Annotated in this window: 9 protein-coding genes; 1 reads left to right on the forward strand and 8 read right to left on the reverse strand. The window is 51.7% G+C overall.

The genetic code is table 11. The features are described 5' to 3' along the window. Positions 1-92: 92 nt before the first annotated feature. From AC3ISG_RS03085 to AC3ISG_RS03100, 4 genes are all read right to left on the reverse strand, one after another. Entirely contained in the window at positions 93-1,379 is a 1,287-nt protein-coding gene (locus tag AC3ISG_RS03085) for a hypothetical protein (RefSeq protein ID WP_489298483.1), read from the reverse strand. A gap of 164 nt (positions 1,380-1,543) precedes the next feature. Beyond that, complete coding sequence (locus AC3ISG_RS03090; protein WP_122536933.1) at positions 1,544-2,812, reverse strand: glycosyl transferase; 1,269 nt, start codon at positions 2,810-2,812, stop codon at positions 1,544-1,546. Further along, positions 2,809-4,452: a glycosyltransferase gene (locus AC3ISG_RS03095; RefSeq protein ID WP_489298484.1), complete on the reverse strand. Its 1,644-nt coding sequence runs from the start codon at positions 4,450-4,452 to the stop codon at positions 2,809-2,811. The genes AC3ISG_RS03090 and AC3ISG_RS03095 overlap by 4 nt, the downstream gene beginning before the upstream one ends. Further along, entirely contained in the window at positions 4,449-5,705 is a 1,257-nt protein-coding gene (locus AC3ISG_RS03100) for a sulfotransferase family protein (protein ID WP_489298485.1), read from the reverse strand. The genes AC3ISG_RS03095 and AC3ISG_RS03100 overlap by 4 nt, the downstream gene beginning before the upstream one ends. A gap of 961 nt (positions 5,706-6,666) precedes the next feature. Here AC3ISG_RS03100 and cysC point away from each other — a divergent pair. Continuing rightward, entirely contained in the window at positions 6,667-7,260 is a 594-nt protein-coding gene (gene cysC / locus AC3ISG_RS03105) for an adenylyl-sulfate kinase (RefSeq protein ID WP_205487270.1), read from the forward strand. Between the two features lie 171 nt (positions 7,261-7,431). Here the strand turns inward: cysC and AC3ISG_RS03110 are convergent, their stop codons facing one another. The 4 genes from AC3ISG_RS03110 to AC3ISG_RS03125 form a co-directional block, all read right to left on the reverse strand. Then, positions 7,432-8,613 (reverse strand): alginate O-acetyltransferase AlgX-related protein, encoded by a 1,182-nt coding sequence (locus AC3ISG_RS03110; protein WP_489298486.1) that lies wholly within the window; start codon positions 8,611-8,613, stop codon positions 7,432-7,434. Between the two features lie 9 nt (positions 8,614-8,622). Further along, positions 8,623-10,059 carry an MBOAT family O-acyltransferase gene (locus AC3ISG_RS03115; RefSeq protein WP_489298487.1) on the reverse strand — a complete coding sequence of 479 codons (1,437 nt, stop codon included), beginning with the start codon at positions 10,057-10,059 and terminating at the stop codon, positions 8,623-8,625. Between the two features lie 318 nt (positions 10,060-10,377). Continuing rightward, positions 10,378-11,721 (reverse strand): ABC transporter ATP-binding protein, encoded by a 1,344-nt coding sequence (locus tag AC3ISG_RS03120; RefSeq protein ID WP_489298488.1) that lies wholly within the window; start codon positions 11,719-11,721, stop codon positions 10,378-10,380. After that, positions 11,711-12,529 (reverse strand): ABC transporter permease, encoded by an 819-nt coding sequence (locus tag AC3ISG_RS03125; protein WP_489298489.1) that lies wholly within the window; start codon positions 12,527-12,529, stop codon positions 11,711-11,713. The genes AC3ISG_RS03120 and AC3ISG_RS03125 overlap by 11 nt, the downstream gene beginning before the upstream one ends. Positions 12,530-12,558 lie beyond the last annotated feature (29 nt).

Genomic DNA, 12,558 nt, shown 5'->3' on the forward strand with positions numbered 1-12,558 from the left:
ATTCGCGCCGTTGACATTAAGAATGTCAATCGGCGCGAATTAGTAGCCCCTACTAAAAACGCTTTATTGGGCCGCTCACAGGAGCAGGCCCGTCATCGTTTCCAATAAGTTATTCGTCCCCCCATGAGCAATACCATGAAAAGCATCATGACCAGTGGTATTGCACCAAATAGATACCTGAAGTCTGCGGCGATGGCTGTTGGCAGGTAAGATGCGTACATCAAAGCGGTAGCCGCAGCGATGAGTGCACTGATAAGCAGTAGCCGACGTGGCAGGCGGGCGTAGACACCAATCACCACCGCTAGGACCAGAGCGCCTAACCAAAAAAAGTGACGGTATATAGGCCAAGTAAAATATTGCACCGCAATATCGTAGATAAGTTGACTCCGCTGATCGCGTCCTTCACCGATACCTACTTGTTTAAGATAGCTCGGGTTTCCTTCCACTCCGATGTGGATAGGAAGCGTGCCCTCCAATCCATATAGACCTATCAGCTTTCCAAAAGCCGACAACCGGTGCTCTGCGTAAGCCCCTGGATTTTGTTTAAGCATCGCCCACCACGCATCACTCAACTCGCTGTTCGGCAGCCGGCCAACCCAAGCTTGAGTAAACGGGGTACGGTCCAAGGTGTCCACCCGTTCCGGTGTGTAGATCTGACGGATGGCTGTAAGCTGCTCTGGAGTAATTGGGAATGCGTAATCGCTTGCCTGTCGGTCTGAGTCACTTACCATGCCTGCGAGATCGAAAATCATTAAATTACGAAACCCGACAGAGGTCGCGACCTTCACGGGTGGTTTGATAGCTACGTCAACTCTTTTTTGGAGTACCGTAACGCTTACTAAGAATGCGGCGATGACCCCGGCAATCACGTAAAACTTCTGGTTCCGAGAATTGCTTGGCCACAAAGCTACAATCACCGCCAGCAAGATGCAGGGGACCATAAAGATACCCTGCTGGCGGGTGATCATTCCCGCTGCCAGAACTGCGATGGCCCCTAGTGCGCAGGCATAGCGTTTGTAAATGCCACCTGTACTCGCTGCAAGCGTTAGAGCACATCCTGAAGTGAGAAGTGACGCGAACAGCACATCCTTCCAGACGATGCCTGCGTACAGGAATATGATCGGATTCAGCACGATCACTATTGCAAGGATTATTCGCCAGTAAGGGAGGTGGTCCCGCCCTTGGTCTTGGCCCATATTGCCCACCGAAACGGCAGTCAAGGCAAAGCTGCCGTAAAGCAGAACAGCGTTTATCAGCACCAAAAGCGAAGTTGCAACAGAGCCGCCCCCGAGCCACCTCATCAGCGCAGACATGAAGGGCGGGTTGTAGCTGATAGACTGCCCAATTGACGCTTCATAGAGCTGAACGCTGGTGTCCATAGAGACCTGTCCAGGAGCCTGAAGCGCGATGCAAGTGCAGGCTGCAACTCCGGCGATAACCGAAATCAATATACCTGCCTGCGACTTCGAGACGACCGGCCATCGATAGCTCTGTTGATCCTCCGACGCTTGGTGGTGTACGGCTGCTGAAGGCACCTCAGGCGTCATTTCGAAACTCGCTTCACGATTCCCGCGACCCCTTCAGTCCGAAGTACTTCCCATGCTCGCTTTGCTAGCTTGACGCCGTGGCGCGGGTCATCAATGGCATTAGCAAAGTGGTCGCGTACTCGGCTTGAGCTGAACACAGCGGCGGTTCCACCCGCTTGATAGCCTGGGGTTAATGCGCTGGTCAAGCGCACCATTTCTGCTGGAGCAGCATTTTTGTCAAACAACAAAGGGAATTCGATACGGCCTTGGGATTCCCACCATCCTTTATAGCCACCTTCCTGAGTCAAGAAAGGGTTCGGGAAAGCCTGCTGTAGATCAAGTCGCTCTCGGTAGATCAACCGTGCCGGCTTCGGAATTACCGTGCCGTCGTCAAATCGCGAAAATGCCCAGACGACTTTGCTCAGCGGGTCTTTGCCCAGCTCGGCGATGGTGCGGGTATACCACTCAATGAGCGCATGTACTGTCTCCTGTCCGCCCGCGTTCTTGCGAGCCATCGTACGATGATCACCGCTATCGAAACCTGTGAAGTGATAGAAGCCCAAAGGTTGCCCATCCACCATCACACTATCTGGTAGCTCGCCCGTAATTTTGCGCGTAGTGGCGTTCCATGGTGCAACGTTCAAGCGCGACGTGCGCATAATGCAAACGCCTTCAAAGAAAGCAGGTGCCAAGTCGATCCAGCGTTGATCGGTGAACAAGCCGTTATGAATTTCGGCGCGGCAGAAGTAATACAGACGATCAGACCACCAGCGGGCGAATTGCTTGCCTACCTCTGTTGGCGCTACGGCCAGGAAACCCAAATTATAAATGCCGTGTTTTAGGCTCGAGATCTCATTGTCCATAATCGCTGCCAGGGACGGTTCTGGCTCAATTTGATGGGGGGTGAGGGCGATATTTGAATGGCCCAGTGCCTCAATCACATCGGTCAAAGGCGAAAAGAGAACAGTATCTGGGTCCATATAAATAACACCCGCGCAGTCCTCGCGGTCCAGCAGTCGAGCTAGCAGAAAAGGCTTGATTGCGGTGGAGAGTTCAACGATTGTGTGACAAAACGCCCATCCTGTTGCGTTTGGAATATCCAGACTGCTCAGTGGGTGAATCTCATCGAAAGGCTCCGCGGACAGATCAAGACCTGCCGGAATTTCATCGGACAAAGCCAAGTGGACGACCCACTCAGGGTGGAATTTTTTGATCGACTCAATCAGCGCGCGAACTTTGGGGATGTAGTTACAAGCGGCGCTCGTGTAAACGTGTATTTTTTTCAAGAGATAACCTTCATTGTTAACGGATGCATGGAGCGATCAAAAGCGATAATTTCTTCAAGTAGCCCTGGTCCATCTTGACGTGCCGAAACGTGTCCTGAAGGTTGGCTACGGACGATGTCAGCCTGAGCACCAAGGTCCAGACAGATCATTGGTAGATTCATTGAGATGATCTCGTGCGCAACAAACGAGAAAGTTTCGGGGCAAATCGATGGCAGCAGGGCAATATTGATTTTGTGCTTCTCGACGATCTTGGGCAGATCGTCTTGCTTGTACGGGCCGGTCTGCGTTACTACCTCTGGCGGACACCATGCGTCCACACTGCCAACAACGACAATGCGTACACCGGCGCCCGCAGCGGCGATCGCCTTGGCGAGGTCTGCAACCACCCCTGCTCCCTTGTGATGGGATATGGATCCGATGACACCGATTGTAAGAACGGGCTCTTCCGCGCGGCTGTTTCGTACCGTTCGAAGCGGCGGAACTTCATGGGGAATCAGTGTAGCCCTCGCGGCCACCTCCGGATACGCACGGCCTAAAAGTCGTCTGGTCGAATCGGAAAAACACCGTATCTCGTCCGCAGCGTTGAATAGGTCTCCCCAAACGCCTCGCCAGTTGGTAATTGACCTCTCACCCGTAAGGGAAACAAAGCCGTCGCCGTGGTAGGGCAGGCATGACTCGCATTGGCTGATCGACGGGACGCCACAATAAACCCCAGTGCTGTCCAGCAAGAAATTTGAAGGGCAGACCAGAAAATAATCGTGCATCGCAACGATCAGCTCAGACTTGTACCTTGCCTTTACATTCAGAACGAGCTGCTGAATGAGCGCGGGATTCGGAAATGACACTGCGCAATTAAAAAACAGCTTCACCGACTTGGCGGGTTTAAGCAGCGCTATAAGCGACTCTAATGGCTGCAATGCCGAGGCGAAGCTGCCGGCCACGTCACGAACTTCTATGAATGGCTCCATTGATGCCACCTTGAAGCTAAGAAGCACAACGGTGTCGCCTGCCTCGACCCACTGCTTCACCAAGCGCTCGCGAAACAGGTTAGCCCCCCCTCCCATTGAGTGGTCAATCACGAGACGGCAGTGCTTCCCTCTTAACCGCTGTGAGACACTTTGATCATCAGGCTCGCCCAGGCGAGGGTTGCTCCTGCCGTATCTTATGGCTTTCTGCACTAACTGGGTTAGCTTGCCTTGCCTTACGTACCCCCAAGCGCGCCTCAATAGGTAGCGGCTTTCCGCTACCCCTGCCCTTGGAGCGGCTTGGCTGATGGCAGTGTGGAGGTCATTGCGAACCACTCTGCCATCTGTAAGCTGAAATACCAGATCCGCATTTTCGGGAGGTACCCCGCTCCAGCCCGCCATCAACATGAAACCCGACTGGCCAGCTTGGGCATGATGAGGAAAGACAATGGCAACCTCTTCCCTGACTCGGCCAGTTGAAACGTCGACGGATTCAATGCGTCCGTCGGCATATTTAAGTTCCAAGGTGGCATGTGAAATGGTGCCCGCTTTATCAAGCGCCCAGCCGTAGCCGAACAAGCCGTATGGATGAAGTGCGATGTGATCGATTTGGCACATCAACGTATCATGCAGATCGCTCTGGTGCTGATCTTGGGCTGCTACTCCGCTAGTCACTTAGATGTCTCGTCCTTATTTGTGTCGCTGTCCGCCTCGTCAGTAGCGGGTACGACGTAGCCTTTGATGACCGCAGCATGGGTGAACTCTTTCTCCAGCCGTTCTATGGTCGCTTGTCGAGTTAACGCAAGGTTTTCTGCAAACGCTAGCCCATCGCTGGTGAGCTTCAATTGCGGTTCTAATTCGCCTATCCGCTCTAATCTTTCGAACGCAAGCTTTTCAGCATAGGCGAGAGCATCAAGTGTCCGCTTTAATTGCGACTCCTGCGAGGTTAGCTCTGCCAAGCGTTTCAGCGCTAGCTCTTCAGTAACCTGTAGTGCATCGCTAAGTTCGATTAAACGGGAGTCCATTACAGTGAGCTGGCGGTCCGTTGCAAAAAAGTTCTGAACAGCTTGCAGCGTTGGTTTGATCTCGACTTCAAACGATCTTTTTATGCTTAGCCATTCCGGACTCTGCAAAGCGATATTAGGAGACATGCCGTTGCTCGCCACAGAGCGCCAAAACGTGTACGCGCTAATGATCAACGGGTGCATTAGCGGTTTCGCGGTGCCCTTACCGTTCGCTAACCCCGGAGAGATGAAATCTGAGGCAAAACTTTCAACCAAGTTTTCGCTGACGGAAATCCCGATCCATTTTGCCAAGCCTCGCATGACCTCGGCAGGAGCATGCAGAAGGTCAGAAAAATCTATTAAATGCGAATCCGATTGCTCCTGGAGATAATCCAAGCTGCCAAGCAGATGATTGAACCAGAGCCAGCCGGCCCGCTCGACCGCTATCCCATCACGTCTATTCAATGAGAGCGCGACTTCTGCAGGATCGCGTAGCATCAGCAACAGGCTAGGCGTCAGCCCGCGAGACCTGAATGTCTCAGACCAGAAAGCCGAAAGCAGGCACATTCTGGGGTCTTTGAAACCCCAGACGCGAGTATCGCCAAAAACCTCGTCAACCAAGTCGTAGGCTGCAGTCCTTTGGGGGGCCCAGCGCGAGGCAGCGCTATCGGGGAATGGGTAAGCGGAATCCCAGCGGAGCCCGGCCATATCCAACAGCCGAGTGTTGAATTCGACGAATTTCTTCTCTTCAAAATAACCTTTCGGGTTCCATTCGTCCCCTCGATAGAGAGAGGTCCCCATCACCACTCCAAGCTGCTGAAGGCCCGCAGCAATGGCACTCGTGCCGCTTCTATGCATGCCCAGCACCAGTACGACTTTGCTGTCCGCTCCGGCATTATCGCTCTTTGTCGAATCGTCTTCCATTTACCAAATCGCTTTCTAAAAAGTCTTTGTGAGATGCCTGAGATCTATCGTTGGAGCCATGATGCCCACTGATTGATGACGGCTGAGGGTGCTCCGCGCGGAAAGCCCCTCCATGTTGCCGCGCTCAACAAAGCGCAGACGTCAGCATTGCGACATCTTGCCATTCCTAGAAAATCGCCTGAGTGATGAGTTTATGCCACGTTTTGCCGCGACGTCCTAGCTATCCGAGTAGCGGCGCGACACAGAACGTACTCCGCCCGCGGCACCTAACCTCCAACCCCGCGCGATGGCCGGTGCCTGTTCTCTGTAGCGATGAGCTACTTGAAGTTCTGGCCTTTCCTCGTGCGGCACGATACTGGATAGAGCTTGTTGTTGCCACTTGTCAGAGCGCTCTATGCCCTAATCCGTCGCTGCCGGAGCCAAATCCGGACTGAGTTCGGCGCACATCCCGGCGCTTCCTTCTTTAGCGCTTACCGGTGGTACCCCATGAAGCCTGAATATTGTGGGCTGTATTTTTCAAGCTTTACACCTGCTAAACGTTTGGGGCGGGTTTGGTCAGCGTGCCGTGGCGCTCGCCCCAGGGCTGATCCGGCCACAGCGCCCACGCCTTGGCATCCTGCGTAGCCAGTGCATCCGACTTCTGTGTGTACAAATGTTGCTAGGGTGCATTGCAAATGATGGGTAAATACAAAAGTGTTGATGCTGTCATCAACCTTCCGGGCAGTCGCATACATCTCGTTGTGTTATCGAATAACGCCCATGCTCCGCCATCCAGGCGATTGTGGTGATTCGATCGCCTCCACCAGCTACGCGAAGGCTCGGCCATCCGCATGGTGATACGAGCAGATGCCTGTGTATGCTAGGATCGGAGTTTGACGGGCTGAAGTTCAGCCCCTTCCACAATGACGCAGCTTTTTCAGCGCACATGTAGGCCACATCGAGCGGACGTTGACGGAGAGAGATTTTGAGTAATACGAGTTTTTATGAGACTGCAGTTAATCAGCAGCTCAGATCTGCGTTGAAAAAGCAGCGTCCAGTTGTAATATGGCTGACTGGGCTTAGCGGGGCTGGTAAATCCACTATTGCGAATGCGTTGGAAACTGAGCTGCTTGCACTTGGCAAACATACCTATCTTCTAGATGGAGATAACGTACGTACCGGATTGTGTGGTGATCTTGGCTTCAGTGATCAGGACCGCAAGGAAAATATCCGTCGCATTGCTCAAGTCGCTAATCTGTTCACGGATGCCGGACTGATAGTCATAGTTGCGTTCATCTCGCCTTTCCGCGACGACAGAAGACTGGCGCGGGAGATCATCGGGTCGGATAAGTTTGTCGAGGTATTCATTGATACGCCCCTCGCTGAATGTGAACGACGGGATCCCAAGGGGCTGTATGTCAAAGCGCGTTCAGGGTTGATCAAGAACTTCACGGGGCTGGACTCTGTGTACGAACCGCCGGTCGCGCCAGATATGAGGATAAATACAGTTGATTATAGCGTCCAGGACGCGGTCAACGATATCTTGCTCGGCTTGGATCGTTACCTCGCCCCTTAGAAAGTATTATTGGTCCGTGTTGTAAGGAGCAATACGGGAGGTACTTACAAAGGCTCTTATAAGCACCTCATGTTGAGGGGTAGGTAGCCGATTCAGAAGAAGCACGGGTACCGAGCGCTACCAATGGGACAGTGTCTTGTCTATCGGGCTGACCAGTCCATAGTGACTTCTTTAATCTGCCTTCAGTTCCAGTTCGGGCATTTCCCTCATCGAATGACGGATGCCTGACTCGATAACTTCGACTACGATCACATCTGGCTTAAATTGTTCAACGAGGTCCTTTCGAAAAAAACCGTCCTGTACATGAGCTGTTATGATTGTCTCAAATTGTTCTTTCAGCATTGGCAGTAACTCCGATGCAAACGAGTCTCTGAGTAGTAAAAGCGTTTTACCCGTGTTTGCATCGGTATGGAGTACTTGTGGTGCAACCCAACTATGGTCGTTACTTAGAAAGGTAGTCTTCTTTGGATCATGCGTTATGGCCGTGGCAAAGGTTACCCGATCATGGGCGACAAAGTCATCGATGCCCAGCATCAAAGAAAGGTTTCTGGGTACGCCGCCAATGCCGCCATGCACTGGCTGAAATGCAGTGATCGGCAGTGGCGCTAGCGATGGTAGGTCTTTTGCTATTCTGCTCATTAAAGCTTCATAGCCGATATACGCCCCTAGGCCCGTCCAATGAGTGTCGTATTCGTCATATAGTTTTTGCTGGCTCTTTTGATCAAGAATGGCAGGCCGTGGATCAATCACCTGGTCATACCCGGCGGCTTGAGCAGCGGCAATAATGTCGTCCACTTCAGTTCTAACTCGCTCGCTGGGCATCCACGCAGGTCTGTATTCGGGATAAATATCTTCTTTGATTGGGCCTAACAAAAAATAGAACTTGGCGCCATTGCGTTGTGAATACCTAATGCGCTGGCTCAGACCTTGTACCCAGTTATCAATACCCTCTTTCTCTAACTTCTGGTGCCCGGCCGCAAGCGCAAGATGTCCGCCATCGTCGTAAAATAACCATCCATCTTTTCCAACGATTACTTTGTTCGAGCCCGAGTATCCAAGTTTATACCTCAAATAATTTATCCCGGAGATAAGGTACGTACGCACAGGAAATTGATCTATGACAAACGAGTCAAGCTTACTTGGTATGGATGACCAATCATCTAAGCTAGTAGGAAAGCGAGGGGCGGTTGATAAAACTCGGTTCTCCGCAATCGTCGGCTTACTGATTTTTAGATACGGAAATAAGTGAACCGCAAGGATTATAGCCGCGAAAGACAGGGTGAGTGGCCACCAGTTTCGTGAGGGGCTAACAACCAAATTTTTATCTGCAGTCCGAGCAGTGGGTTGGTCCATGATGCAGCCTCAGAATCGGAAATATAGAAACGGATTAAGTGTGTTTCCTGAAAGCAGAAACATACAAACCACTAACCCTGTTATCAAAAGATAAGTTGGGATCGCGTGAACGCTCAAGACCTGCGACCCCCCGCCGCCGGGCAGCGCGGTGCCCTTAACTGAATCAAATCGCAAGAGGTTGCATAATGCAGGGATCACCGGAAAGGACACCACCATGCCTATAGCCATAGCGGCAATTGTCTCAGGCGTCATCCATGCCATAACGGGTTGCCAAGTGACATCTCGCCCTTCAACACCAACGAGGGCTTTAATGACTGCCCATGCTTGGCCGAAGTCTTCGGCCCTAAAGAATACCCACCCTGTCATCACCACCGCTAGCGTATAGATTCGGGCAAATACAGCGGGTATGCCATCTAACAGCTGTTTCAAGAATACTCGTTCGAGCACCACAAATAACCCGTGGAACAGGCCCCAGACTATGAATGTCCACGCCGCGCCATGCCACAGCCCCGTGACGAAGAAGACAATAACAAGGTTGCGTATTGTCGATGCTTCACCCCCGCGACTTCCTCCCAGAGGGATATAAATGTAATCCCTAAACCAGAATGAGAGCGACATATGCCAACGACGCCAAAACTCGGTAATCGATTTGGAAGAATAGGGGTAGTCAAAGTTCTTAGGGAATCTAAATCCGAGCATGAACGCCAACCCGATCGCCATGTTGGAGTAGCCGCAAAAATCGAAATAGATTTGTAGGGTGTAAGCGAGTGTTCCTAGCCATGCTGCTGCTGTTGTAATACTACCCGGGTCCAAACCAAATAAATGGTCGGCCGCAGGTGCTACTGAGTTAGCGATCATGACTTTCTGGCACAGTCCGATGATAAAGAACTGAATTCCTAACCCGATTTTGTCTGGTCCGACCCTGCGATTGATAAGCTCGCTGTTGATATCAGTGTATCTTACGATGGGGCCGGCTACCAAGTGCGGGAACATCATCACGTACGTTGAAAGCCGTACCAGGCTTTTCTCGGACTCTATTGTTCTGCGGTTGACCTCAATAAGATAAGAAATAAGCTGGAAGATAAAAAATGAAATGCCGAGGGGCAGATGTATGCCAAGATGAACTGACTCCATCTGCAATGCACCAGTAACAATGTTAACTAGGAACTGGCTGTACTTAAAGACTGCGAGCACGCCTATGTTTACGCTTACAAATGTGAACAGCAGCCACTTACGTCTGCGACCTTCCGAGCAGTCTATCTGCTTTCCAGCCCAAAAGTTGATGAGCAGCAGGCCTATTAGCAGGAATAGATATAGGCCTTCCCCCCAGACGTAGAAAATAGCGCTTCCCGTCAATAATACTGCATTGCGAGCGCCGGTCAGGTAGTAGGCAATCAGAAATACAGGCAAAAAATAAAAGATAAATACAACGGAGCTAAAGACCATTTTACTAGGCATTCCATGTCAGAAGTCTTCGCGACTTTACCATGGGCACGGTTGTATAAACTACTATTTTGCTGCGCCATGGGTATAAGGTTTGTCGGCTGGGGATGTTGAGTGAAAAAATTCGCTCAGAGACGTCTAGTGCGGGCGTCTAGATATCGTCGGCCTGACGCTTCAGCCCTGATAACCAAAGCCTGGCGAGGGAGTTTAGGCCTCACTTCGGTAGGGTAGCCTCATTCATATCGGCAATCTCACGGCGATAGACATCACCAAGGCAAGCCGGGACTCGATGCTCCGGCTACCTCATAGTCCATAGGAGTATTAGGAAAAATCCTTTACGGTGGACACACAGTCAAAATCGACTACTCCCGTCGCAGTATCATTTTCTGCAGGGCTAACCTTGAAAAGGTAGGCGTCGATAATACGATGCAGATAAGTGTCTTCCTCTCCGATCAAGCCTGTAACGCCTGCGTTCAAAAAATAAGTGCCGATGTTCAGCTTGCAATTGAACTGAAATTCCACGTCTATTTCCTGGCCTGCAGCGGCATGTACTATTCCGCCGCCCACGGGGCTGGATGCAGCTCCTCCCAGCTCGAACCCAGACGTCGTCTTTATCATCATCCCGAATCGGACGTTGCTTACGCTTTTGCTAAACCTGACTTTGTATCGATAAAAGTAATGTTCACCGCGGGTCAGGGTGTTGGCCGGTTTGTTGGCTCGGGTGTAGATTGCCGGCTCCAAGATGAGGGCTCCATTGCTCTCATAGGATACGGTGCTCTGAGGTTTCAAGTTGGGATCAAAGAAGTCATTGCTCGATGCAGCTTCGACAGTTTCCGGTTCTGCCTGAGCGTCGGCCGACTGCTGGTCATCCGATAGATCAGCGAGTTGTAACCGAATTTCGTTTTTGATTTTCTCGCGCTTTTCTGCCGATGCATAGATCAACCTCTGGTACCGGCTCACGATCGCCTTGGGCTGACCTATTGCCAATACCTCGCCACTGTCCAACAGTACTGCTCTGTCGCAGAACTCGATCACCGTTCCGCCGGAATGGGAAACGAACAGTATCGTGGCACCGCGCTGCTTGAGGGCTTCAATCTTTGCATAGCATTTGCGCTGGAACAGTTCGTCACCAACAGCCAATGCTTCGTCAATTATAAGTATTTGCGCGTCAACGTTAATGGCGACTGCGAACGCCAGTCGCACCATCATCCCGCTTGAGTAAGTTTTAACGGGCTGGTCAATGAAGTCGCCAATCTCGGCAAAGGACTCAATGTCATGAAAACGGCGTTTGGTTTCTTCCTGGCTTAGCCCCAGAACGGCGGCATTCATGAAGACGTTTTCTCGACCACTGAACTCAGGATTGAAGCCTGAGCCTAATTCCAGCAGCGCAGCAATTCGCCCGTTGGTAGTGATTGCCCCGGAAGTTGGATTCAACGTTCCGCAGATCAGCTGCAGGAGAGTCGACTTGCCACTCCCGTTGCGCCCGACTATCCCGACGGTTTCTCCTCGTTTGACCGAAAATGAAGCGGCTTTGAGCGCCCAGAACTCGCGGAAGTACTTTTTTTCTCCCATGGAGAACATCTGCAAAAGTCGATCGCGTGGTGTGTCATAAATATGAAAGCACTTAGACAGCGACTCAATTTCAATTGCATGTTCAGAGGACATCGGCGAACCCTTTACGACTTTTTTGGAACCAGGCAAAGCCTAGCCAGAACACGATTATAGAAATGCCATAGGAGATCAGCAGTTGATCTACTTCCGGAGGTGTGCCCATAAACAAAACTCTTCGCACGTCTTCGATGATCGGCGTTAGCGGGTTCAACATCAGATAGCCGCGGTAAGATTCAGGCAGCGCGCTGGCGGGATAGAAGATTGGGCTCATAAACATCAGCACGGAGGTCAGAACGCCCACAATCTGCCCGACGTCACGCAGGAATACCCCAAGCGAGGCGAGGAACCAACCGAGCCCCATTGACAGCATCATCAATGGCAACACCACCACAGGCAGGTATAGCCCGGTCAAATGCGGTGTGCCGAACAAAACCATGTAAGCAACGAGCCAAACTGTGAGGCTCACAACAAAATGAAACAGCGCCGAACCCAGTGTCACCCATGGCAGGATCTCCAGAGGAAACACCACTTTTTTGACATAATTTGAGTTGTTCAGGATCAGGCTGGGCGCACGTGTTAAGCATTCTGAGAAAAGCCCGAAGATCATCAGGCCTGCGAAGAGCATGAGAGCGAACTCGGTTTTGGAGGTGCTATCTACGCTCCAGCGTGCTTTGAAAACCACGCTAAACACGAAGGTATAGATGGCGAGCATCACGATCGGATTGAAGAGCGACCAAAGCATTCCGAGCATTGAGCCTTTGTAGCGCCCGATGACTTCGCGCTTGACCATCGCCGTAATCAGGGCCCGGTGCCGCCAGACGCTGGCAATCAGCGCTTTGGGCGTTGGTGAAAAAGTCTGCATTTATTTCAGAGTCCCTTGCACGTGTGTTC

The organism is Pseudomonas sp. GL_135, from assembly GCF_057834665.1.

Bases quoted from the DNA above. Each gene is read 5' to 3' on its own strand.
- AC3ISG_RS03085 (WP_489298483.1), bottom strand. From the start codon at position 1,379: ATGGACACCAGCGTTCAGCTCTATGAAGCGTCAATTGGGCAGTCTATC.
- AC3ISG_RS03100 (WP_489298485.1), bottom strand. From the start codon at position 5,705: ATGGAAGACGATTCGACAAAGAGCGATAATGCCGGAGCGGACAGCAAA.
- AC3ISG_RS03120 (WP_489298488.1), bottom strand. From the start codon at position 11,721: ATGTCCTCTGAACATGCAATTGAAATTGAGTCGCTGTCTAAGTGCTTT.
- AC3ISG_RS03110 (WP_489298486.1), bottom strand. From the start codon at position 8,613: ATGGACCAACCCACTGCTCGGACTGCAGATAAAAATTTGGTTGTTAGC.
- AC3ISG_RS03115 (WP_489298487.1), bottom strand. From the start codon at position 10,059: ATGGTCTTTAGCTCCGTTGTATTTATCTTTTATTTTTTGCCTGTATTT.
- AC3ISG_RS03125 (WP_489298489.1), bottom strand. From the start codon at position 12,529: ATGCAGACTTTTTCACCAACGCCCAAAGCGCTGATTGCCAGCGTCTGG.